The organism is Marinobacter sp. L-46, assembly GCF_056859535.1.
In genome coordinates this window covers 17,389-38,875 of sequence record NZ_JBSXOP010000077.1, presented here as the reverse complement: position 1 = coordinate 38,875, position 21,487 = coordinate 17,389, and the positions used below count along the sequence as shown (strand labels likewise).

The 21,487-nt window shown below is 59.9% G+C and carries 22 protein-coding genes and 1 tRNA gene; 9 read left to right on the top strand and 14 right to left on the bottom strand.

Annotated elements, in window-relative coordinates:
* Positions 1-5 precede the first annotated feature (5 nt).
* Genes prpC through AC13DJ_RS13390 form a run of 3 tightly spaced genes read right to left on the bottom strand, consistent with a single transcriptional unit; the run spans position 6 to position 2,772 of the window.
* Positions 6-1,139: a bifunctional 2-methylcitrate synthase/citrate synthase gene (prpC, locus tag AC13DJ_RS13400; RefSeq protein ID WP_482933456.1), complete on the bottom strand. Its 1,134-nt coding sequence runs from the start codon at positions 1,137-1,139 to the stop codon at positions 6-8.
* A 47-nt stretch (positions 1,140-1,186) separates the two neighbouring features.
* Positions 1,187-2,074 (bottom strand): methylisocitrate lyase, encoded by an 888-nt coding sequence (prpB, locus tag AC13DJ_RS13395; RefSeq protein ID WP_058340762.1) that lies wholly within the window; start codon positions 2,072-2,074, stop codon positions 1,187-1,189.
* 17 nt (positions 2,075-2,091) lie between these two features.
* A complete protein-coding gene (locus tag AC13DJ_RS13390; RefSeq protein WP_482933455.1) occupies positions 2,092-2,772 on the bottom strand; it encodes a GntR family transcriptional regulator in 681 nt (226 codons plus the stop codon).
* Positions 2,773-3,003: 231 nt separating this feature from the next.
* Here AC13DJ_RS13390 and galU point away from each other — a divergent pair, with 231 nt between their 5' ends.
* Positions 3,004-3,840: a UTP--glucose-1-phosphate uridylyltransferase GalU gene (galU, locus tag AC13DJ_RS13385; protein WP_058340761.1), complete on the top strand. Its 837-nt coding sequence runs from the start codon at positions 3,004-3,006 to the stop codon at positions 3,838-3,840.
* A gap of 18 nt (positions 3,841-3,858) precedes the next feature.
* On the opposite strand, the gene AC13DJ_RS13380 is transcribed toward galU, so the two are convergent.
* Both AC13DJ_RS13380 and AC13DJ_RS13375 read right to left on the bottom strand, forming a co-directional pair.
* On the bottom strand, positions 3,859-4,275 hold the full coding sequence (locus tag AC13DJ_RS13380; RefSeq protein WP_273134653.1) for a helix-turn-helix domain-containing protein: 417 nt from the start codon (positions 4,273-4,275) through the stop codon (positions 3,859-3,861).
* A gap of 80 nt (positions 4,276-4,355) precedes the next feature.
* Positions 4,356-5,264, bottom strand: a complete 909-nt coding sequence (locus AC13DJ_RS13375; RefSeq protein WP_482933454.1) for an MDR/zinc-dependent alcohol dehydrogenase-like family protein — start codon at positions 5,262-5,264, stop codon at positions 4,356-4,358.
* A 49-nt stretch (positions 5,265-5,313) separates the two neighbouring features.
* Here AC13DJ_RS13375 and AC13DJ_RS13370 point away from each other — a divergent pair, with 49 nt between their 5' ends.
* From AC13DJ_RS13370 to AC13DJ_RS13360, 3 genes are all read left to right on the top strand, one after another.
* Positions 5,314-5,916 carry a YceI family protein gene (locus AC13DJ_RS13370; RefSeq protein ID WP_482933453.1) on the top strand — a complete coding sequence of 201 codons (603 nt, stop codon included), beginning with the start codon at positions 5,314-5,316 and terminating at the stop codon, positions 5,914-5,916.
* A 101-nt stretch (positions 5,917-6,017) separates the two neighbouring features.
* Positions 6,018-6,977, top strand: coding sequence for a DMT family transporter (locus AC13DJ_RS13365; RefSeq protein WP_022989067.1), 960 nt, complete (start codon positions 6,018-6,020; stop codon positions 6,975-6,977).
* Between the two features lie 43 nt (positions 6,978-7,020).
* A tRNA-Val gene (locus tag AC13DJ_RS13360) sits at positions 7,021-7,097 on the top strand.
* Between the two features lie 96 nt (positions 7,098-7,193).
* On the opposite strand, the gene AC13DJ_RS13355 is transcribed toward AC13DJ_RS13360, so the two are convergent.
* The 9 genes from AC13DJ_RS13355 to AC13DJ_RS13315 all read right to left on the bottom strand — a co-directional run bounded on the left by AC13DJ_RS13355 (position 7,194) and on the right by AC13DJ_RS13315 (position 15,739).
* On the bottom strand, positions 7,194-8,138 hold the full coding sequence (locus AC13DJ_RS13355) for an isopenicillin N synthase family dioxygenase (protein ID WP_286815735.1): 945 nt from the start codon (positions 8,136-8,138) through the stop codon (positions 7,194-7,196).
* Entirely contained in the window at positions 8,135-8,644 is a 510-nt protein-coding gene (locus AC13DJ_RS13350) for an ureidoglycolate lyase (protein WP_286815736.1), read from the bottom strand. The genes AC13DJ_RS13355 and AC13DJ_RS13350 overlap by 4 nt, the downstream gene beginning before the upstream one ends.
* Positions 8,641-9,663 carry an allantoicase gene (gene alc / locus AC13DJ_RS13345; RefSeq protein ID WP_286815737.1) on the bottom strand — a complete coding sequence of 341 codons (1,023 nt, stop codon included), beginning with the start codon at positions 9,661-9,663 and terminating at the stop codon, positions 8,641-8,643. The genes AC13DJ_RS13350 and alc overlap by 4 nt, the downstream gene beginning before the upstream one ends.
* Positions 9,656-10,612 (bottom strand): allantoinase PuuE, encoded by a 957-nt coding sequence (gene puuE / locus AC13DJ_RS13340; RefSeq protein ID WP_199457935.1) that lies wholly within the window; start codon positions 10,610-10,612, stop codon positions 9,656-9,658. The genes alc and puuE overlap by 8 nt, the downstream gene beginning before the upstream one ends.
* Positions 10,609-11,280 carry a TetR/AcrR family transcriptional regulator gene (locus AC13DJ_RS13335; protein WP_153739990.1) on the bottom strand — a complete coding sequence of 224 codons (672 nt, stop codon included), beginning with the start codon at positions 11,278-11,280 and terminating at the stop codon, positions 10,609-10,611. Before AC13DJ_RS13335 ends, puuE begins: the two co-directional genes overlap by 4 nt.
* Before the next feature lie 69 nt (positions 11,281-11,349).
* The gene (locus AC13DJ_RS13330; RefSeq protein ID WP_286815738.1) at positions 11,350-12,126 is read right to left on the bottom strand and encodes an outer membrane protein OmpK; all 777 of its coding nucleotides are present in this window, start codon (positions 12,124-12,126) and stop codon (positions 11,350-11,352) included.
* 59 nt (positions 12,127-12,185) lie between these two features.
* The gene (locus AC13DJ_RS13325; RefSeq protein WP_199453898.1) at positions 12,186-13,106 is read right to left on the bottom strand and encodes an ABC transporter permease; all 921 of its coding nucleotides are present in this window, start codon (positions 13,104-13,106) and stop codon (positions 12,186-12,188) included.
* Position 13,107: 1 nt separating this feature from the next.
* Positions 13,108-14,217 (bottom strand): ABC transporter permease, encoded by a 1,110-nt coding sequence (locus AC13DJ_RS13320; protein ID WP_227548814.1) that lies wholly within the window; start codon positions 14,215-14,217, stop codon positions 13,108-13,110.
* Positions 14,201-15,739, bottom strand: coding sequence for an ABC transporter ATP-binding protein (locus AC13DJ_RS13315; RefSeq protein WP_482933452.1), 1,539 nt, complete (start codon positions 15,737-15,739; stop codon positions 14,201-14,203). The genes AC13DJ_RS13320 and AC13DJ_RS13315 overlap by 17 nt, the downstream gene beginning before the upstream one ends.
* Positions 15,740-15,974: 235 nt before the next feature.
* On the opposite strand from AC13DJ_RS13315, the gene xdhA reads away from it, so the two are divergent.
* The 5 genes from xdhA to uraH are packed head-to-tail and all read left to right on the top strand — an operon-like array spanning position 15,975 to position 21,486.
* Positions 15,975-17,450: a xanthine dehydrogenase small subunit gene (gene xdhA, locus AC13DJ_RS13310; protein ID WP_094624141.1), complete on the top strand. Its 1,476-nt coding sequence runs from the start codon at positions 15,975-15,977 to the stop codon at positions 17,448-17,450.
* The gene (gene xdhB / locus AC13DJ_RS13305) at positions 17,443-19,797 is read left to right on the top strand and encodes a xanthine dehydrogenase molybdopterin binding subunit (RefSeq protein ID WP_094624142.1); all 2,355 of its coding nucleotides are present in this window, start codon (positions 17,443-17,445) and stop codon (positions 19,795-19,797) included. The genes xdhA and xdhB overlap by 8 nt, the downstream gene beginning before the upstream one ends.
* Complete coding sequence (gene xdhC, locus AC13DJ_RS13300) at positions 19,794-20,657, top strand: xanthine dehydrogenase accessory protein XdhC (RefSeq protein ID WP_482933451.1); 864 nt, start codon at positions 19,794-19,796, stop codon at positions 20,655-20,657. The genes xdhB and xdhC overlap by 4 nt, the downstream gene beginning before the upstream one ends.
* Complete coding sequence (uraD, locus tag AC13DJ_RS13295; RefSeq protein ID WP_482933450.1) at positions 20,654-21,154, top strand: 2-oxo-4-hydroxy-4-carboxy-5-ureidoimidazoline decarboxylase; 501 nt, start codon at positions 20,654-20,656, stop codon at positions 21,152-21,154. The genes xdhC and uraD overlap by 4 nt, the downstream gene beginning before the upstream one ends.
* Positions 21,151-21,486, top strand: coding sequence for a hydroxyisourate hydrolase (uraH, locus tag AC13DJ_RS13290; protein WP_022989082.1), 336 nt, complete (start codon positions 21,151-21,153; stop codon positions 21,484-21,486). Before uraD ends, uraH begins: the two co-directional genes overlap by 4 nt.
* Position 21,487: the final 1 nt, after the last annotated feature.

Below are 21,487 nucleotides of genomic sequence, written 5' to 3'. Positions count from 1 at the left end.
ACCTCTTAAGAACGCTCGCCAATCGGCAACCAATCCTGGTGCTCAGGGCCAGTGTATTCGGCACTCGGGCGGATGATTCGGTTGTTGGCGCGTTGCTCTTTTACGTGGGCGGTCCAGCCGGAAACCCGGGACATTACGAAGATCGGGGTGAACAGCTCGGTCGGGATGCCCATGAAGTGATAGGCAGATGCGTGGAAGAAGTCGGCGTTACAGAACAGCTTCTTCTCGCGCCACATAACTTCTTCGCAGCGAACAGATACCGGGTACAGCACGGTGTCGCCCACTTCCTTGGCCAGCTTCTCGGACCACTTCTTGATAATGGCGTTGCGCGGGTCGGATTCGCTGTAGATAGCGTGCCCGAAGCCCATGATCTTCTCTTTGCGCTCCAGCATGCCCATCAGGCCGGCTTCGGCTTCTTCCGGAGCCTGGAACTTCTGGATCAGCTCCATGGCCGCTTCGTTGGCACCGCCGTGCAGCGGGCCGCGCAGGGAACCGATGGCGCCGGTTACGCAGCTGTGGATGTCAGACAGCGTGGAGGCACAAACGCGAGCGGTGAAGGTCGATGCGTTGAATTCGTGCTCGGCGTACAGAATCAGGGAAACGTTCATCACCTGCTCGTGCAGCTCGCTGGGCTTCTTGCCGTGCAGCAGCTCCAGGAACACGCCGCCGATGGAATCGCTTTCGGTGTTGGCGGTATCGATACGTACGCCTTCGTGGGCGAAGCGGTACCAGTAGGTGATGATGGCCGGGAACACCGCCAGCATACGGTCGATCTTGTCGTCCTGCTCGCTGAAGTCCTGCTCGGTTTCCAGGTTACCCAGCATGGAGCAACCGGTACGCATCACGTCCATCGGGTGGGCGTCTTTGGGGATCTGCTCCAGCACCAGTTTCAGGGCATCCGGCAGGGTGCGCAGGCTCTTGAGCTTGGTCTTGTAGGCATCCAGCTCGGCCTGGTTCGGCAGCTTGCCACGCAGCAGCAGGTAGGCCACTTCTTCGAACTGGGCATTGTCAGCCAGATCAGTGATGTCATAGCCGCGGTAGGTCAGGCCGGTACCGGTTTTGCCAACGGTACACAGGGCGGTTTCGCCAGCCACCTGGCCGCGCAGGCCTGCTCCACCTAGTTTCTTTGCTTCAGCCATGTTGGTCTCCCAGATTTTCTGTTTATATTTTGTTCAGTTTAACGCAATCAGTCCTTTTTCTGAGCAAACAGCTGGTCCAGCTTCTGCTCGAAATCGTGGTAGTTCAGGAAATCGTACAGCTCCATGCGGGTCTGCATCAGGTCTACCACGTCTTTCTGATCGCCTTTCTCGAGGATGTTCTGGTACACCGTCAGCGCGGCCTTGTTCATGGCGCGGAAGGCGCTCAGCGGGTACAGCACCATGGCGGCGCCGGCTTCGGCCAGTTCCGACTTGTTGTAAAGCGGCGTGGCACCGAACTCAGTGATGTTAGCCAGGATCGGCGCATCAATGGCTTCGGCGAAGGCTTTGTAGTCGCTCAGCTCGTGTACTGCTTCGGCGAAGATACCGTCTGCACCGGCTTCAATGCAGGCCTTGGCGCGGTCAATCGCAGCTTCCAGACCTTCTTTCTGGAAGGCATCGGTACGGGCCATGATGAAGAAATCTTTGTCTTCCCGGGCATCGGCAGCAGCCTTGATGCGGTCAACCATTTCCTCTTTGGAAACGATTTCCTTGTTCGGACGGTGGCCACAGCGTTTCTGGGCAACCTGGTCTTCGATATGAACCGCAGCAGCACCGGCGCGTTCCATTTCACGGATGGTACGGCCGATGTTGAAGGCTCCGCCCCAACCGGTGTCGATATCCACCAGCAGCGGTACGTCTGTGGCAGCCGTAATGCGGCGCACATCTTCCACCACATCGTTCATGGTGGTCATGCCCAGGTCCGGCAGGCCGTAGGAGGCGTTAGCCACACCACCACCGGAAAGGTAAATGGCCTGGTGCCCTACCCGCTCTGCCATCATGGCGGCGTAGGCATTGATAGTACCAACAATTTGCAGCGGCTGGTTTTCTTTCAGGGCCTTGCGGAAACGGGCACCGGGGGATAGTTTGTTAGCCATGTCATTTACCTCTTTGTTCAGATAGTTAGAACGCCTTCTTGAATCTTTTTCTCAATATTCTTGCGGGCGGCGTTGATGTGTCTTTTCATCAGGAATTCGGCGAGTTCCCCATCGCGCTGGGCAATGGCTTCGACGATACGGCGGTGTTCACCCAGCGCCATGTGCGGGCGCCCGGCGGAGGTGCTTAACCGGTAACGGTACATGCGCACCATGTAATACAGATCGCCCAGCAGCATCTGGGCCAGCTTGGCATTGCGGCTGCCGGTGGCGATCCGGTGGTGGAAATCGTAGTCACCTTCAGCCTGGTAATAAGCTTGCCCCTGAGCTTCTTCTATCATCTTTTCATGACTGTCCAGGGTCGCTTTCAAGTCACGGATTTCTTCATCGGTCATCCGCTCGGCAGCCTGGCGCGCCGCCAGCCCTTCCATCACTTCGCGAATCCGGTAGAGTTCAATCAGCTCATCAGCGCTGACAGACACCACCTTAACCCCGGCATGGGGCCGGCGAACCAGCAGGCCGCGAGACTCCAGCCGGCCCAGTGCTTCACGCAGCGGGCCTCGGGTCAGGTTAAAGCGGGAGCACAGCTCTACCTCACCGATCTTCTCACCGGGCGCAAGGTCTCCGGTAACAATAGCAGTTTGCAGACAATCAAAAGCCTCATCGGCGCGGGTTAACGATTGAATCGCAGGCTGGCTCATAGGTTTGTTAACAATATCTGTTGAATTGTTCTGGAATTTACGCATCAAACCCCGGATTGTCAACAATACTGATTTTCTGGTTAGACTATTTGCTAACAATGACTGCGACCTTTATTACACAGGGCTACCGGAACACCCACGCGCCCTCCCCCTTGCCCGACAAGTCCGGTAAACTCTCGGACTTGTGAATCATTTTCTGTGTATCACCGGATCAATACTAAGGACGCCCACATGATCAGGAAGTGCCTGTTCCCCGTTGCCGGCTACGGCACCCGCTTTCTTCCGGCCACCAAGGCCATGCCCAAGGAAATCCTGCCGGTTGTTAACAAACCGCTGGTGCAGTACGGGGTAGAAGAAGCGGCTGATGCCGGAATCCACGAATTCGGATTTGTAACCGGCCGGGGCAAGCGTGCGATCGAAGACCATTTCGATATCAGCTACGAGCTGGAGCACCAGATTGCCGGCTCCGGCAAAGAAGGCCTGCTCACCTCGATCCGGGACCTGATCGACAACAACACCTTTGCCTTCACCCGCCAGAACGAGATGAAGGGGTTGGGCCACGCCATCCTCACCGGCCGCAACCTGGTGGGCGACAACCCGTTTGCCGTGGTGCTCGCGGATGACTTTTGCGTGGGCCCGGAAGATGGCGAGGGCGTGCTGACCCAGATGGTGAAACTGTATAACCAGTTCCGCTGCTCCATCGTGGCGATCGAAGAAGTACCGCAGGACGAGACTCACAAATACGGCGTGATTGCCGGTGAGTCCATGAAAGACGGCCTGTACCGCATTACCGACATGGTGGAAAAGCCGGCCCCGGAAGATGCGCCCAGTAACCTGGCGATCATTGGCCGTTACATCCTGACTCCGGACATTTTCGACATCCTGGAGCGCACGCCTCCGGGCAAGAACGGCGAAGTCCAGATTACCGATGCCCTGCTGGAGCAGGCGAAGAATGGCTGTGTGCTGGCGTACCAGTTCAAGGGCCAGCGTTTTGACTGCGGCAGCATTGATGGCTTTGTAGAGGCCACCAACTACGTTTACGAGAACATCTACAAGAAAGAGAACTAAAAGCGGAATCCGGGGCGCCTAGCGCCCCAGCAACTGCAGAACCATGCGCCGGTTATCGTCTGTTGTCTTGCGGAACCGGCGCAGCAGTTCCGCCTCGCCGTCTGTCAGCTGAACCCGGCTGATTTCCTGCTCCAGCTCCTGCAGCGCTACCGAAAGATCATCACTGTTACTGAAGGCCAGGCCTGGCAGCTCCAGCTGGTCACTGTCTCCGGCCTCTTCCATATCGAGCAGCTGTTCAAGGGGCGTCTCCGTCCTGAGGCACAGATCCAGCAATTCGGTAACCCCGGGAAAGCCCCGCTGGCGGCCATCTTCCGCCTCCCAGCTGCGTACCCGCGCCTCGTCTACACCGCAGATTTCAGCGATATCGGCCAAAGACAGCTGCCCCTGCTCCCGTACGTGCCGCAGGCGCCTGTTGAACGATTGCAGGTAGCGCATGGCTGAATGCCCCTGAAAAATTGAGGAAAAGTGAATCAATTGGAAAATGTAACGTACCTATAGCTTTGCACACAATGTTCCTATACTGAAAACACAATAAACAGATTCGCAGGTAGCTCATGGCAGGAACGCACTGGACACCGACATCGCATGGCAGCTGATTCTCGGCGGCGCCCTCGCGAACACCCCAACCGGAAATGGTGACAGGCACCGCCATCGCCAGCACTGCCACCGGATAGCTCAGAGAAACCCCGAGCCGGCGGGCGGTGAACCACCAGCGCCAGGCGCCTGCGATGGTCCCAGCGGGGGCGGCGTTCTGCCGGCAGCTGGCCAACCTGGCTGGATTTCAGCGTCAGGCGCCCGGGATGGAAGGCCTGCCCCAAGGGTACCTGAACGGGCTGGTCTCCATACCAGCTGAGTTCAATCACCCGCGCCTCTGGCCCAGCCAGGGCCAATGCCGTCGCCAGCCCGCCGGGTTGGCCAGACGCGTGAATCACAAGGTCACAATCGGCAATATCCGGTTCAGCAGAGAAAGCAAAGCCCAGCCGTTCGGCCACTGCCTGCCGTTGCCCGTTCGGGTCGATGGCCAGCAGTTCCACACCGGGAATCCGGCTAACCAGCCATGCAGCCAGTAGCCCCACCACACCCAGGCCAACCACGGCAACGCGGTCCCCGACCGCCGGCTGGGCATCCCAAACGCCGTTGACCGCCGTTTCCATATTGGCGGCCAGTATCGCCCTGGCCGGCGGCACTGTGGGAGGCACCGGAATAACGGCCACGGCCGGCACAGAATAACGCCGCTGGTGCTCGGTGACCGGCACCCGCTGGTTGTATACCAGAGATTCCGTCCCCCGGCTGATCGCCGAATAAAGGGCCTGAACCACCACCTGCCCGGAGCCTGGTTGAGAGCGCTCCGGCTCCGGAGCCGGCCGCAGTTCCGATGCCTGAAACCCGGTTATCCAGAAGCCTTCGTTCTTATTTAGTTGCATGGGTCGTTTTTTGTGGACGTGTGCTGGCTCTATCAACGGAGACACAATCATGACTCTGCCAAACCTTAAAGCAATCACCGCCTCTGCCCTTCTGCTCCTGCCGCTGGCCCTGCAAGCGGAGCCCGCTAAATTTGTCGTGGATGAAGAGCATTTCTCCATGAGTTTCGAAATCATGCACGTGGGCTATGCCCCGGTTATGGGCATGTTCCGGGACGTTGAAGGAGAGTTTGAATACGACGAGGAAACCGGAGAGCTCAGCTCAGGCAAACTGATGTTCAAAGCCGCCAGCGTGTTCACCAACCACGAAAAACGTGATGACCACGTGCGTAACAAGGACTTCCTGAACGCCGGAGCTCATCCCGACATCACCTTTGTGGTCACCGGCTTTGAAAAAACCGGAGACAACACCGGCACCGTAACCGGCGACCTGACCCTCCTGGGCCAGACCCGCCCCGTGGATATAGACGTCACCCTGAACAAAGCGGCCGAATACCCCTTCGGCCATGAGGAGTACACACTGGGTATCAGCGCAGAAACCGTCATCAAACGCAGCGACTGGGGTATGACCTACGGTGTCGACAACGGCATGGTGGGCGATGAAGTAACGCTGCGGTTCGGTTTTGAAGCTATTAAAGACGGTGGCTGGTTTTGATCATTGTGCGAATTGCTACCCCTCGGTTTTCGCTGCTTTATTTTTTAGTACCCTAACGATAGATTGATCAACCTTTCCCATACAGCTGGCCTGGTTCGATCATGTCTGACGCCCACAAATCCGATCTGCTGCTTGTTGTCGTTACCCTGTTCGCAGCATTCGGCTGGATGTTCTCCAAAGAAGCCGTGCTGATGATGCCACCGTTAATGTTCATGGCAGCCCGGTTTCTTATAGCAGGCAGTGTGCTGGCCCTTATCGCCCTGCCGTCACTCCTGCGCCTGAGCGCAGACCAGCTTGGCCGCGCCGTTGGCGTGGGCGCCGTGTTCGGCATCGCGATGACTTGCTGGATTATGGGCCTGTTCCACGCCGAGAGCATGGGCGAAGGTGCCTTTCTGACCAGCCTGGGTGTGGTGATTGTGCCGGTACTGGCGCGACTGGTATTCGGCGAACCACAACCCATCAGCACCTGGCTGGCCATCCCCATCGCCGTCTCCGGCCTGGCATTGCTTTCCCTGGAAAACGGCTTCCGGCCAGACCCCGGGCAACTCTATTTCGTGGCCGCAGCGTTCATCTTCGCGCTGTATTTCACCCTGAATACCCGGGCCGCCAACCAGCGCACCGTGGTCAACAAGCGCGGCGAAACCATCCAGAAACAAAAGGTACCGGCATTACCGCTAACGGCCATGGCGTTGCTGACCGTGGGATTGGTTACCCTGGCTGAATCCGCCATCAGTGAGCCCTGGGCGCCCACCCTGACCAACCCGCCCCCCATGCTTTATGTATGGGTACTGGCCAGCGCAGTCGTCGCCACTGCGGGGCGCTTTCTGCTGCAAACCTATGCCCAGAGCCTTTCGATACACAGCCACGGAGTGGTGATACTGGTACTGGAACCGGTGTGGGTAGCACTGTTCGCCACCGCCTGGTTTGGCGAAAGCATGACCGCCCTGCAAATGGCCGGTTGCGGCCTGATCTTCGCAGCACTGCTGGTGAACCGTTGGGGTGCCCTGAGCCGCGCCATCAAAGGCCTGCTGAAAGCCAAAAATCAGCCTCAAAGAGGTTGACCAACCCCCGCGAAATCCGTATATTTCGTCTCCGTTGCGAGACAGGACCATAGCTCAGTTGGTTAGAGCGCTACCTTGACATGGTAGAGGTCCGCGGTTCGAATCCGCGTGGTCCTACCAATCTTGCCTGAAAAGTCAGTCACTTACGATTCCCGTAAGCACTGGCTTTTTTTGTTTCTGCAGCAACTCCCCGGCTTGGTCACCAAAAAGTAAACATCACCCCTTCCTGTGTTCATAGGTGGCATTCAACCTTCCCGCAAGATAGTCCGAACAGGTGATCGGCTCATATTTGGGCGCTTCGTTCGGCTTTACATCCCGGGGGTCCACCACCGCATCCGGGTCCACTTCCAGAAAGAAGGCCACTGAATAGCGTTCCCGCTCTGGCGCCTTCACCCTGTGTGGTGTCGAAAGATAGGTATCGTTGGTCCAGCGCATCAGGCAATCACCAATGTTACAGACAAACGCGCCTGGAACATGGGGAGCTTCCAGCCAGTGCCCTTGTCGGCTGCGCACCTGAAGCCCCGCTACACCGTCCGTCGCCAGAATGGTGATGTTGCCATAATCGGTATGAGTGCCTGCCCCCGCATCTTCCCGGGCATGCACATCCGAACCCGGCGGATAACGCAGCATTCTCAGGGTTGCAATTGGCTGCTTCAGGTGGGGTTCGAAAAAGTCTTCAGCCAGCCCGAGATCCAGGCTGAAGCCGCGATGGATCAACCGGCCAAGCGCCAAGCATTCCGCAAAGTAATCCAGCGCCCCGGCCTTCCAGCCCTCAATCGGTGGCCAGAAATTAACACCCCGGAACGGCTTTCCTGCCAGTACATCCGGGTGATCTTCAGGGAAATCAGTGCCTATATTAAAGGCCTCTTTCCGGTCTGCGCCGGCTTGCGGGTTCAATCTTTCATCCGCCAGCGCCACATAGCCGCGATTGTGTGGCGACCGCTTGATCGACATCTGCTGCTTCTGCTCGGCTGGCAACTGGAATAACTGCCTGGCCAGATCAAATACGCCCTCACAGACCTCCGCCGGGATGCCGTGGTCACTGACGTAAAAAAAGCCGATATCCCTGCAGGCCCGCCCCAGTTCTGCCGCCGTTGCCTGGCGCTCGGTCAGGTACGGGCTCCGCAAACCTTGTAGTGAAATCACAGGTAACTCATTCATGAACCTTCCTCAGGCAAAACCGGTTGTATGGGGGTGTTCAGCAGCACTTCGTCGCAGTTAACGCCCGGGCCGGCGCGATCCACCACCAGGTAATCGGAGTCAGCCGCCAGCGGCAGTAGCGGCGCGTGCCAGGTGCCCGGCCGGTAGTTCACGCCTTGCCCGCCCCTGGCCCAAAAAGCCCGAACCTCCGTTTCATTAAAGTCGCCGGGGGGCGCCACCACCGCCAGGAAATCTCTACCGTTCATTGGCACAAATGCCTGGCTCCCGAGGGGGTGTCGTTCCATCATGTGGATCTCCAACGGTAAAAGCGGCTGGCCCCGGAAAATGGAGAGGATAGCCCGGGCGCCCTCGCCCAGGCACTCAGCACCTGCCAGCTGGTGGAAACGCTCGGTGCGCCCCTGATTAATCAACAAAGGTGCCGGGCCGTGAGTGTCAATGACATCACCGAAGGGTTCGAAAGCTTCGCGGGTAAGCCGCTCAACCGCTATCAGTCGTAACACGCTCACAGAACCGGCTCCCCGAATAACCGCACCCGACTCACCCCGCCGTCAGGAATCATGTTGAAGCGAATGTGGGTAATGGCTCCAAGCTCCTTGAGATCCGTGAACTTAAGTATGGCGTCGGCCTCAAGGGGTTGGGGCTCCAGCAAGGTCGGCCAGAACATGCTCTGGGTGATCAGCGACGCCGCCGTGCCCGCCCCGGCTTCCACACAGGCGGCCTGTACCGAGCAGGCGGCCGGGAAGTTGCCCTTGAAGTGAGCAGTATCTACCTCGATGCTTTCCGGAATACCTTTGTGGCCGAGGGCCAGAATGCACCAGTCGTTGCCTGGCTCTCTCCTACGCCGTGTTTCCCAGCCGTCGCCCATATTGATGCCTCGCCCGGGGCGCAGCAGCTTTCTGGGTTCACCATAGTGGGCGTCGCTCCAGGCCACCTGGTCGGCACCGCATTCCAGCGCCAGCAAGTTGATGGATTGGTTGGGGGCTGCCCGGCGCCAGTCCATCCACGGCCTGCCATAAACCCGCAGGCGCGCAAGCCCGCCGTCCGGGTAGATATGCAAACGCACATGGGTCCAGGGCCGGTCAGAAGTGATGGCGCAGAACCGATGATCATTGCCGGCAAGCTTGGTAGCCGGCACCAGGGGAACCCACTCGCTGTTGCCATCAGGCACAGCTGCCGGGCTGTAACAGGCTTCCAATGATGCCGCCGGTGGGAAGTTGCCGGTAAAGAAACTGGTGTCAAAGTCCACGCCGGTCAGTACCCCCGGCATGGCCAGCCGCACAATGCACCAGTCGTGGCCGGTGGTCCGGCGCCGGCGGGTTTCCCAGCCGTCCATCCACTTGCCGTGGTCATCGTAGCGGTCAGGGTAGAAAGCGGCCGGCCCAGGTGCCAGCATTCGCGCCCGGGGTGCAAAAAACTCGTCGGTGACTTCCAGTACTTCGGCTCCCAGAGAACTGTCCGCCAGGTTCAGTCCCAGCCGGGCAAACTCCGGGCCTTCCGGTACCGGGGCAATCACTACATCAGTCATGGCAGATACTCGAGGTAGGTTGAGACTCAAAGGGATGGTGCGTGCGCCAGTGCCGGGCAATGTCGACCCGGCGGCACACCCACACCCGGTCGTGCTGTTCCAGGTAATCCAGAAATCGCTGCAGGGCGCGGAATTTTCCCGGCCGTCCGATTAACCGGCAATGCAGCCCCACCGACAGCATCTTCGGGGCTTCCAGGCCTTCGGCGTACAGCACATCGAAACTGTCTTTTAAATACTGGAAGAACTGCTCGCCGGTATTGAAGCCCTGGGGCGAGGCAAAGCGCATATCATTGGCTTCAAGGGTGTAGGGAACCACCAGGTGGGGCTGCTGTGTGCCAGCGGAGTCGATCACCTGTGTCCAGAACGGCAGGTCATCACCGTAATAATCGCTGTCGTACAGAAAGCCGCCCTCCTCGACCACCAGCCGCCGGGTATTGGGGCTGTCGCGGCCGGTATACCAGCCTTGCGGGCGCTCACCGGTGAGTGCCTGGTGCTGCTCTATGGCCAGCTGCATATAGCACCGCTCTTCGGACTCGCTCATCTCCTGATAGTGAATCCAGCGCATGCCATGGCAGGCGATTTCGTGGCCGTCTTCAATAAACGCTCTGACCACCTCCGGGTTGCGGGCCATGGCCATGGTCACACCGAATACGGTCAGCGGCAGCCCGCGGCGACGAAACTCCCGCAATACCCGCCAGACCCCGGCCCGGGAGCCGTACTCATAGAGCGATTCCATGCTCAGGTGCCGGTCACGATAGGGTGCGGCGCCGATGATGTCGGACAGAAAGGTTTCCGAGTGCTCGTCGCCGTGCAGCACGCAGTTCTCACCGCCTTCTTCGTAATTCAACACAAACTGCACCGCGATACGGGCGTTACCGGGCCACTGCGCGTGGGGCGGATGTTCACCGTAACCGCGCATATCCCTTGGGTAGGTTTTACCTTCATTCATCCAGGTCGCTCCAGGCCACAGCCTCTGAGAATAACGTCAACAAGAAAATCCGCGGCATGCCCGAAGTCCCTTGGCTCGTACTCTGCCTTGTTTTCCACCATCAGGATTTGCACCTGAAAATCGGCATAATGCTGGGTCGACGACCAGATCAGGAAAATCAGCTGTACCGGATCCACCGGCGCCATCCTGCCCTCATCAATCCAGTGCTGGATTACCGACGCCCTGCCCCGCACCCACTCGCGCATGTTGGTGCGCAGGTGGTCGAGCAAGAAGGGCGCGCCCTGAATGATTTCCATGGCAAACAATCGTGACGCTAGCGGGTATTGCTGCGACATGTTCACCTTGGTGCGAATAAAGGTTTCCAGTGCAGTAGCCGGATCGTCGTCCGGTTTTATTTCCGAGAATACTTTGTTCCAGCGCAGCAGAATGTCGTCGAACATGGCGCTGTACATGCGTTTTTTGTTGCTGAAGTAATAAAGCACGTTGGACTTCGGCAAGCCGGCCCGTTCAGCAATATTCTGGATGGTGGTGCCCTTGTAGCCGTGCAGGGCAAACTCCTGCTCGGCCGCCTGCAGAATGGCTTCCCGGTTCCGCTCCCGGATCCGGCCAGGCCGGTAGCTCCGGCCCGCTTCAGATGTGTTCTGCTGCACTGACAGTGATCTGGTCATGGTTCACTCACTTGTTGTCCGGTGATTCAGGAGTCCACACTTTCCATTCCGATGGACTCCTGAAATGGATCAAAAGTGGAATTTCACCAGTGCGCTGACTGAACTCTGGGTGTCTACCAGCGTCTCGTTCAGGCCAAACTTGTTGTTCCAGTACTGGTACTCAATACCGGCGTAGAGCACGCCCGGGTTGCCCATGAAGTTACCCACGTCCAGCTTGATCTGGGGCGTGAACTGGAACTCGGACTCGTGATCACTGGCCGAGGTGGACCAGTCGATGTAACCATCCACCAGGAATTTCGCCGCACCCACATCAAACGGCAGGCCCCAGGTGACCGTCATCTGCCAGTCATCACTGATCTCGCTGTTATCAACGTAGTAGAAAGATGTAGCGAAGTAACGGAACGCAGGCACGTCCCACGCCAGGCCGAAACCGTACATGTAGTTGTTTGCCTCGGTACCGCCGCCAAATTCGTACTGCCCGGCCAGGGTGATGTCTTTCACCGGCCCGAACGACAAATCCTGGCCTGTCAGCCAGCTGCCGCTGATATTGGGCGCGAATTCACCGTATACGTTGTCGGTACCTTCAAGGTCTCCCTGAGGCTGCTCCCGGTCGATAAAGAAGAAGGTGCCACCCCAGTTGTGGGCGGTCACGTTCTCGAACGTAAAGTAGGTCGCCTCGTATTCCACTCCCCCGTTACCACCGGCGTCGAACTGAACGCCCTGGTAATCGGCACTGTGCAGGATGGAGATACTGGAGCCACCGAAGAACTTCTCGGCATGGGCAGCAGGCGCAAAACAGGCTGCAGCAACGCAGCTTGCGATCAGGATTTTACGAAGTGCTTTCATGGCATAGCCTCTCTGGTTACTTTTTTGGGTCATCGGTTGTTAGCAGTACATCGTTTTAGTTAATGTCCCGGCCGGTAGGGCTGGCCAAGAGACAGCGGGGTGTTCAACCGGGTGCGTACCGGGTCGAACGACAAAAGAATCAGCATCAGGATGGTGACCACGTAGGGCAGCATCGCCAGCAACTCGGTGGGGCTGCGCCAGCCCAGCCCCTGGAGCACCAGGTGAAGAATGGAGGCCGCCCCGAACAGGTAAGCACCCAACAGCAAGCGCCCGGGGCGCCAGCTGGCAAACACCACCAGCGCCAGCGCTATCCAGCCCCGGCCTGAGGTCATGTTCTCGGTCCACATTGGGGTGTAGGCCAGCGACAGATAGGCACCGGCAAGGCCGGCCATGGCCCCGCCAAAGGCCACCGCAAGGTAACGCACGGTGAGTACCCGCAAGCCATTGGCGTTGGCCGCACCTGGCGACTCCCCAACGGCCCTCAGAACCAGGCCGCCGCGGCTGAAGCGCAGGAACAGAGCAACACCTGCAAACACCAGCCAGGAAAAATACACCAGCAAATCCTGGGTGAAAAGCGCCCGACCCAGCACTGGAAGATCACTCAACAGGGGGATCGCAATTTTTTCAAAACCCTCGATGGACTGGCCGACAAAGCCGGCACCCACGAAGGCGCTCAGGCCCGTGCCGAAGATGGTTAACGCCAGCCCGGCGGCGTACTGGTTGGCGGAGAGGGTCACTGCCATAACGGCGAACAACATCGACATCGCCAGCCCGGTCAGCATGGCGACAACAACCCCGGCGGCCAGGCTGCCGGTAGACAAGGTCGCGATGAACCCGGCCACCGCGCCCATCAGCATCATGCCCTCCTGCCCCAGGTTGAGAACGCCGGAGCGCTCACAGATCAGTTCGCCCAGGGCCACCAGCAGCAGCGGGGTGCCGGCCACCATCGTGGCGGCAAGAATGTTGGTCAACAGGTCCATATCAGAGCTCCTGGCCGGCCGGGGCGGCGGGTTGGGACAGGCCTGCCGGTAAAGGCCGGCGAAAACGAATCCGGTAGTGAATAAAGGCATCGCAGGTGAGCAGGTAGAACAGCAGCATTCCCTGGAACATGGCGGTCACCGCCTTGGGCATGTTCATGGCAATCTGCAACATCTCGCCGCCAATAAAGGTCAGAGCCAGCAAGGCACTGGCGGCAATAATGCCCAGGGCATGCATCCGGCCCAGAAACACCACAATGATCGCGGTGTAGCCATAGCCCGGCGACACCTGGGGCACCAGCTGTCCGATCGGCCCGGTCACTTCCGCGGCGCCAGCCAGCCCCGCAGTTGCGCCACCAACCAGCAGCGCAAACCAGGTCAGCCGTCTGGCACTGAACCCGGCAAACGCCGCCGCCCGATGATCCTCACCCACCACGTTCAACTGGTAGCCGATGAAGCTGCGGGCAAACAGCACCCATACTGCGACAGCCGCCAGCAACCCGAAGGCCAGGCCGATGTGCAGCCGCGTGCCGTTAATCAGCGCTGGCAACAAAGCCGCATCGGCAAACATCACCGACTGGGGAAAGCCAAACCCGTAGGGATCTTTCAGGGGCCCGTGCACCGCATAGAGCAGCAGGTTCAGGGCGATGTAATTGAGCATGATGGTGGTGAGGATTTCGTTGCAGTTCAGGTGAGTCTTGAGAAACGCCGCAATCGCCGCCCATGCCATACCACCGGCAATGCCCGCCAGCAGAACCGCCGGCAAAACCAGGAATCCACCGGCCTCCCCCACCGAAACCGCAACAGCACTGGCCGCCACCGCGCCAATCAGGAAATGGCCCTCGGCACCGATATTCCAGATTCTGGCCCGGAAGCAGACCGTCAGCCCGGCGGCACACAGCAACAAAGGCGCGGTTTTCAGGCCCAGCTCGGCAAGTCCGGTGAGGTCACTGATCGGCGTGATAAAGAAGAAGGTCAGGGCCTGGATCGGGTCTTTACCCATGCCGAGGAATAACAGGAAGCCGGTTGCGACCGTCAGGGCCAGGGCCAGCAGAGGCGATAACCAGCGCAGGGTGGTAGAGGCTTCAGGGCGGCGCTCAAGCTGCAGCATCAGCAAACTCCTCCGCCTTGAAGTTTCCCGCCATCCACTGCCCGAGTTGATTTATGCTCAACTCAGAAGCCGGGGCCAATGGTGACAGCCGGCCATTACAGATGGCGCCCATCCGGTGACAGAGCTGATAGAGCTCATCCAGGTCTTCGGATATCAGCAGGATGGCGGCGCCCTCATCGCGCAGTTTTACCAGCGCCTGATGAATAGCCACCGCCGAGCCCACATCCACACCCCAGGTTGGGTGGGAGGCCACCAGAAGCCTTGGTGACTGACAGGCTTCGCGGCCGAGGATGTATTTCTGCAGGTTGCCGCCGGATAAGCTCGAGGCGCTGCTTTGCTCGCCAGAGCAGCGCACGCCAAAGCGTGAAATGACGTCTCTGGCAAACTCCCGAACCCGTTGCCGCCGAATCACACCACTCCGCACCAGGCCCTGCCCTGCAGCGGTCAGCAACGCATTGTCGGCCAGCGACATCACCGGCACTGCACCCCGGCCCAGCCGCTCCTCGGGCACCACAGCCAGCCCCCGGGCTCGCCGTGCCCCGGGAGGCAGGCGGTCAATCGCCTCGCCGGTGAAACGAATGGCCTCGCCCTTGAGGGTGATCTCTCCGGACAAAACCTTGAGCAGTTCCTCCTGGCCGTTTCCGGCCACCCCGGCAATGCCGACGATCTCGCCAGCGCGCAAGGAAAAACCGATGTTCTTCAGGCTGGTGCCGAAAGGGTCATCCGTTTGCCAGCTCAGCTCCTGCACCTGCAGCAGGGTGTCACCGGGTTCGGCAGCGCTGACCTGGGTTGCAATCGGGGTATCGTCGCCCACCATCAGGCGGGCGATGTCTGAGGCAGATAAGTCTTTCGGCTGGCAATGTCCGCTCACCCGGCCCTGGCGCAACACCGTGGCCTGATCGCACAGGCTCCTGACTTCCTCCAGCTTGTGACTGATAAACAGAATGCTGCAGCCGTCCCTTGCCAGTTTGCGCAACGTTTTGAACAGTGTGGCCACTTCCTGGGGGGTGAGTACCGAGGTGGGTTCGTCCAGAATCAGCAGGGTACTTTCCTGAACCAGGCAGCGGACAATCTCCACCCGTTGCCGCTCCCCCATAGACAAGGTGCTGACAAAGCGCCGGGGGTCCAGGGCCATCCCATAGTGTTCGGACACCTCCCGGATACGCTGCTCCAGTGCGCCCCGGTCGCGAACCTCGTCTGCCGGCAGGCCCAGCGCAATGTTTTCCGCCACAGTCAGGGTTTCAAACAGAGAGAAGTGCTGAAAGACCATGCCTATGCCCAGTTGCCGGGCTCGGGCCGGATTCTCCACTGTCACCGGGTGGCCATTCCAGACAATACGACCGGCATCCGGCTGAACCACGCCATAGATGATTTTCATCAGCGTGCTTTTGCCCGCGCCATTCTCCCCCAGCAGGGCGTGGATCTCGCCGGCGCCCACAGTAAGGTCTACGCCGTCGTTAGCCCGACACCCCGGGTAATCTTTCACGATCCCCTGCAGCTTTAACCTCTGAGCAGAAACTGCCATTCCCGGTCTCCTCGTAGTCTGGGTCAGGTCCGGCCATAAAGAATCTGACCAACCAATCAACATTTGGTAGCTGAGCAATAACCTTGCCAAAAATGAATTGGTGCTCGATTTGAGCAGAGCTAACCAGTTGGTCAGCTTTTTGCAGAAGCTCTGGAAAAGAACCTGATCCGGGCGCCCGCCTTATAAGTGCAAGGCCCCGGAATCCCCTTTCCAGACAGCAGAAGCGGAGACCAAGGTGATCGAATTTGTTCTCAACGGCCGTGCCGAAAAAATTGACCAGGCCGACCCAAACCAGAGCATTCTGGAGTGGCTACGCACCAAAAAGCGGCTTACCGGCACCAAGGAAGGTTGCGGCTCCGGAGATTGCGGCGCCTGCACCGTGATTACCGGGGCGCCAGACAATAACGGTCAAATTCGCTATGAAGCCATTAACAGTTGCATCACCCTGATTGGCAGCCTGCAGGGCAAACACCTGCTGACCATTGAAGCCTTTCGGGAACAGCCGGCACACCCGGTTCAGCAGAGCCTGATGGACTGCCACGGTGCACAGTGCGGTTTTTGCACCCCCGGCATTGTCATGTCATTGATTGCCCTGCACAGCGAATCTGCACCGGGCGACGCCGACGACCACAAACTGATGGAGGCCCTGGCCGGAAACCTGTGTCGCTGTACCGGCTACCGGCCGATCATGGAAGCCGGCCGGCAGGCGCTGGTGCAAAGCTGGCAACCAGGGTCCGATAACCACCCTGCCCGGTATCTGGCCAGGGCCGATCAAGCGGATGGGCTCGCTACAGCTGACGACACCTCGATGACCAGTCTGGAAGCCCGGAACGGCAATCAATACTACGCCCCGGCAACCCTGCCTCAGCTCAAACGCCTGTTGCGCGCTCACCCGGATGCCCGGCTGATTGCTGGAGGTACGGACCTTGTGCTGGAGATCACCCAACAGCTGAAAACCCTGCCCAAGCTGATCAGCCTGGAGCGGGTGCGGGAACTGAATGGCTGCCAGCTGGAAGAAAACCACCTGGTGGTCGGTGCAGCCACCCCCTACCGGCAGTTCCACAGCCAGCTGTCCGGGCTCTGGCCGGCCTTTGACCATCTGCTGGAACGGCTGGGCTCATTGCAGGTGCGCAACCGGGGCACCCTCGGCGGCAACATTGCCAACGCCTCCCCCATTGGCGATATGCCGCCCGCCTTGATAGCGCTCGATGCCACCCTGGAACTGGAAGGCCCGGAGGGGGCCAGGGAACTCCCGGCAGAACAGTTCTTCAAGGGCTACCGGCAAACCGACCTGCAGCCCGGCGAGTTTATCCATTCCATCCACATCCCCGTTCCCGAGCCCAACCAGCGCCTGTTCATCTATAAGGTTTCAAAACGGCTCGATGACGATATCTCCGCGGTGCTCGGAGCTTTCCGGCTGACCCTTCGGAACGGTGTGGTTCAGGATTGCCGGCTCGCCTACGGCGGTATGGCCGCAACCCCTGCCCGCGCACGCCTTACAGAAGCCGCGCTGCTGGGCAAACCCTGGAATCAGCGTTCGGTTGAGCAGGCTATAACAGCGCTGAGCGACGACTTCTCGCCGTTGACCGACGTGCGGGCTTCTTCCGCTTACCGGTTACAGGTCGCGGGCAATCTGCTTTACAGGGCACTACTCGAAAACTCCGACCTGCATCACCTGGATACCCCGCTCATGGTGACCGACTATGCGTAAACTTCCGCTCAATACCCCCACCCCGGCCCACAGCGCTCTGGGCGTAGTGGGCACCGGCGTCGAACACGACAGTGCCTGGCTGCATACCAGTGGCCAGGCCCGGTATATCGATGACCTGCCAGCACCGGAAGGCCTGTTGCACGCGGCCGTGGGCCATAGCGAACAGGCCCATGCCTGGATTCTGGAGCTGGACCTGTCCCGGGTTCATGCGTCCCCTGGCGTTGTCGCCGTGATTACCGCAGCCGATGTACCCGGCCACCTGGATATCGGCCCGGTGTTCCCCGGCGATCCGGTGCTGGCCCAGGACACGGTTGAACACATTGGCCAACCCCTGTTCGCCGTTGCCGCCACCAGTCACGAGGCGGCTCGCAAAGCGGCCCGCAAAGCCATCGTGAAGTATCAGCCACTGGAAGCCGTCATCACCGTTCAGGATGCCCTGGAGCAGCAGCTGTTTGTGCGGCCGGGCCGGCGCCAGCAACGGGGCGACCCGGACCAGGCCATCGCCGGCGCCTGCCACCAGCTTAAAGGCCAGCAACACATCGGCGGTCAGGAGCACTTTTATCTGGAGAGCCAGGCCTGCCTGGTGGAGCCCACCGAAGATGGCGGCATGTTCGTCCATACCTCCAGCCAGCACCCCAGTGAGGTGCAGAAGCTGGTGGCTGAAGTGCTGGGCCTGCCCATCCATTGCGTGCAGGCCGAAGTACGCCGCATGGGGGGCGGCTTTGGTGGCAAGGAAACCCAGGCAGCACCGCTGGCCTGCGTGGCGGCACTGCTGGCCCGGGTGACCGGCTGCCCGGTCAAATACCGCTTGTCGCGCTCAGACGACATGGTGCAAACCGGCAAACGCCATGATTTCTTCAACACCTACCACATCGGTTTTGACGACTCGGGGCTGATCAAAGGCGCGGACCTCATGGTGGCCGGGCGCTGCGGTTATTCTCCGGACCTTTCAGATGCCATTGTCGACCGGGCCATGTTCCATGCCTGCAACGCCTACTACCTGGACCAGGCCCGGGTGGTTGGCCACCGGTGCAAGACCCACACGGTATCGAACACCGCGTTCCGGGGCTTTGGTGGCCCCCAGGGCATGATGATCATCGAACAGGCCATGGACGACATTGCCCGCCATCTGGGCAAAGACCCCCTGGATATCCGCAAACTCAACCTGTTCGGCCCCGGCCGCGATGTCAGCCACTATGGCCAGACCATCGAACAACAGGTGCTGCCGGAACTGATCGCACAACTGGAACGCAGCTCCGCTTACCGCCAGCGGCGCCAGGAAATCATTGCCCTGAATGCCCGCAACCCGGTGCTGAAACGCGGGCTGGCGCTGACCCCGGTGCAGTTCGGCATCTCCTTTACCGCAAAACACCTGAACCAGGCCGGTGCACTGGTGCACATCTACACCGATGGCAGCATTCAGGTAAATCACGGTGGTACCGAGATGGGCCAGGGCCTGTACATCAAGGTAGCGCAGGTGGTCGCAACCGCCTTTCAGGTGGACGTGGCGCGGGTCAAGGTTTCCGCTACCCGCACCGATAAGGTACCGAACACCTCCCCCACGGCGGCCTCTTCCGGTTCCGACCTCAATGGCATGGCTGCGCTTGATGCCTGCGAAAAGATACTGGGTGGCCTGACCGCCTTTGCTTCATCCCACTGGAATGTGCCGGAAGAGCACGTGCGGTTCCATGCTAACCAGGTTCATATCGGAGACCACTGCCTGAGTTGGGAAGACTTTATCCAGACCGCCTACATGCACCGGATATCCCTGTCCTCCAGCGGCTTCTATGCCACACCGAAGATCCACTATGACCACGACGCCGGTCAGGGCCGGCCGTTTCTGTACTACACCAACAGTGCCGCCTGCTCCGAGGTCGTAGTCGACACCTTGACTGGTGAATACCGGGTGCTGCGTACCGACATTCTGCACGATGCCGGGCGCTCCCTGAACCCGGCCATCGACATGGGTCAGATTGAAGGCGGCTTCATTCAGGGCATGGGCTGGCTCACCACGGAAGAGCTGGTGTACAGCGCCGAAGGCCGGTTACTGACCACCGGCCCAGCCACCTACAAAATTCCCGCCGTTTCCGATTGCCCGCCAGACCTGCGGGTAGCGTTACTGAAAGACAGCCCCAACCACGAAGCCACGGTATTCCACTCCAAAGCCGTGGGCGAACCCCCGTTCATGCTTGGCATTTCAGTGTGGAGCGCGCTTCGCGACGCGGTATCCAGCCTCAGCGACTACCGCTTCAGCCCGCCACTGGACACGCCGGCCACACCGGAACGTGTACTGAATGCCGTTACCGAAACCCGGCGCTGGGTAAACCAACAGGAGAACGGACAATGATGGCAACGCCCCTTAACTGGCACCAGGCGGTCGCCCTCTGTGAGCAGCGTGGTGAGCCCTATGCCCTGGTGACCGTGCTGGGTGTGACCGGCTCGGTACCGCGGGAGCCCGCCACCAAAATGGTGATCACCGGTGAACACTGTTACGACACCATTGGCGGCGGCCATCTGGAGCACCGCATCTGCCAGCAGGCCCGGGAGCGTCTGGCCAAGGGGCTTTACCAGAGCGAACTGGCGCATTTTCCCCTGGGCGCAAGCCTTGGCCAGTGCTGCGGCGGCAGTGTGTCGGTGCTTCTGGAAACCCATCCGGGCAGCCAGCAACAACTGGTGGTCTTTGGCGCCGGCCACGTGGCCAGGGCCCTGGTGACCATCCTGGCGGAACTGCCCTGGCGCGTTACCTGGGTTGACCCGCGACCAGAACAGTTTCCAGCCGGACCACCGGCCAATGTCCGGATTCACCACACCGATGACCCCGCCGGCGATGCGCCTGAACTGTGCAACCAGCAACAGGTGTTGATTGTCACCCACAATCACCACCTGGATTTCGAGCTTTGCCGGGCTCTGCTCACGGCCGGTACCCCCGCCGGTATCGGCCTGATCGGCTCTGCCACCAAGGCCGAACGTTTTCGTCAGCGCCTGGCCCATCGCGGCTTTTCGCATACCGACATTGCCCGCATCCGCTGTCCTGTGGGGCGGTCCGACGTGCCGGGCAAACGCCCTATGGAAGTAGCAGTTTCCATCATGGCTGAACTGCTCACCCTGACAGCACAGCCCGATAACCCTGCGTCCAAACGGGGCATTTCCTGGCAACAACTCAAAGGCCTGCTGCCCGAAAAAGAAACCGGAGACCTCCCTTCATGAACCTTGGCGATTTCAATCAACTGCCAGCAGCCGAGGCGGAACCACTGCTGCGGAACTGCTGCGCAGCAGAGACCTGGGTGCAAGGCATGCTTAACGCCCGCCCTTTCATGGATCGCGACAGCCTCTACGCCGCGTGCCGGCAACTCTGGCCGCAGTTGACGGAAGCCGACTGGCTGCAGGCGTTCGAGGCCCATCCCAGAATCGGCAACCTTGACAGCCTTCGAAAAAAATACGCCAGCACCCGCACCCTGGCCGGCGACGAACAAGCCGGCACCCGGCAGGCGGATGAAGACACCCTGCAAAGACTGAGCACCGGCAACCAGGCTTATCTGGACAAGTTCGGGTTCATTTTCATTGTCTGCGCCACCGGCAAAACTGCCCAGGAGATGCTGGCCTTGCTGGAACAGCGTCTCACTAACACACGGGCTGAAGAGCTGCAGAACGCCGCGCACGAGCAGGCAAAAATTACCGAATTACGACTGGAGAAACTGCTATGAGCCCGATCACCACCCACGTTCTCGATATCGGCAGCGGCAAACCGGCCGCAGGGGTTCTGGTTGTGCTGGAACGGATCATCGAAGGCGGCCCCGAACTCATGGCCGAAGGCGCTACCGACCAGGATGGCCGGATCACCTCATGGCTATCCGGCCCGGTCGATTCCGGTCATTACCGGCTGCGCTTTGCCACCGGCGACTGGTATCACAAGCGCAAACTGGACTGCTTCTACCCGGAAGTGGCTATCGACTTCACCATTGCTGATACCGATAGCCACTACCACGTGCCCCTGCTGTTGAACCAGTGGGGCTATTCCACGTACCGGGGGAGCTGAT

What these genes read in the sequence shown, in the direction of transcription:
- prpC (WP_482933456.1), bottom strand. Translation starts at nt 1,139, where the DNA reads ATGGCTGAAGCAAAGAAACTAGGTGGAGCAGGCCTGCGCGGCCAGGTG.
- prpB (WP_058340762.1), bottom strand. Translation starts at nt 2,074, where the DNA reads ATGGCTAACAAACTATCCCCCGGTGCCCGTTTCCGCAAGGCCCTGAAA.
- AC13DJ_RS13390 (WP_482933455.1), bottom strand. Translation starts at nt 2,772, where the DNA reads ATGAGCCAGCCTGCGATTCAATCGTTAACCCGCGCCGATGAGGCTTTT.
- galU (WP_058340761.1), top strand. Translation starts at nt 3,004, where the DNA reads ATGATCAGGAAGTGCCTGTTCCCCGTTGCCGGCTACGGCACCCGCTTT.
- AC13DJ_RS13380 (WP_273134653.1), bottom strand. Translation starts at nt 4,275, where the DNA reads ATGCGCTACCTGCAATCGTTCAACAGGCGCCTGCGGCACGTACGGGAG.
- AC13DJ_RS13375 (WP_482933454.1), bottom strand. Translation starts at nt 5,264, where the DNA reads ATGCAACTAAATAAGAACGAAGGCTTCTGGATAACCGGGTTTCAGGCA.
- AC13DJ_RS13370 (WP_482933453.1), top strand. Translation starts at nt 5,314, where the DNA reads ATGACTCTGCCAAACCTTAAAGCAATCACCGCCTCTGCCCTTCTGCTC.
- AC13DJ_RS13365 (WP_022989067.1), top strand. Translation starts at nt 6,018, where the DNA reads ATGTCTGACGCCCACAAATCCGATCTGCTGCTTGTTGTCGTTACCCTG.
- AC13DJ_RS13355 (WP_286815735.1), bottom strand. Translation starts at nt 8,138, where the DNA reads ATGAATGAGTTACCTGTGATTTCACTACAAGGTTTGCGGAGCCCGTAC.
- alc (WP_286815737.1), bottom strand. Translation starts at nt 9,663, where the DNA reads ATGACTGATGTAGTGATTGCCCCGGTACCGGAAGGCCCGGAGTTTGCC.
- puuE (WP_199457935.1), bottom strand. Translation starts at nt 10,612, where the DNA reads ATGAATGAAGGTAAAACCTACCCAAGGGATATGCGCGGTTACGGTGAA.
- AC13DJ_RS13335 (WP_153739990.1), bottom strand. Translation starts at nt 11,280, where the DNA reads ATGACCAGATCACTGTCAGTGCAGCAGAACACATCTGAAGCGGGCCGG.
- AC13DJ_RS13330 (WP_286815738.1), bottom strand. Translation starts at nt 12,126, where the DNA reads ATGAAAGCACTTCGTAAAATCCTGATCGCAAGCTGCGTTGCTGCAGCC.
- AC13DJ_RS13325 (WP_199453898.1), bottom strand. Translation starts at nt 13,106, where the DNA reads ATGGACCTGTTGACCAACATTCTTGCCGCCACGATGGTGGCCGGCACC.
- AC13DJ_RS13315 (WP_482933452.1), bottom strand. Translation starts at nt 15,739, where the DNA reads ATGGCAGTTTCTGCTCAGAGGTTAAAGCTGCAGGGGATCGTGAAAGAT.
- xdhB (WP_094624142.1), top strand. Translation starts at nt 17,443, where the DNA reads ATGCGTAAACTTCCGCTCAATACCCCCACCCCGGCCCACAGCGCTCTG.
- xdhC (WP_482933451.1), top strand. Translation starts at nt 19,794, where the DNA reads ATGATGGCAACGCCCCTTAACTGGCACCAGGCGGTCGCCCTCTGTGAG.
- uraD (WP_482933450.1), top strand. Translation starts at nt 20,654, where the DNA reads ATGAACCTTGGCGATTTCAATCAACTGCCAGCAGCCGAGGCGGAACCA.
- uraH (WP_022989082.1), top strand. Translation starts at nt 21,151, where the DNA reads ATGAGCCCGATCACCACCCACGTTCTCGATATCGGCAGCGGCAAACCG.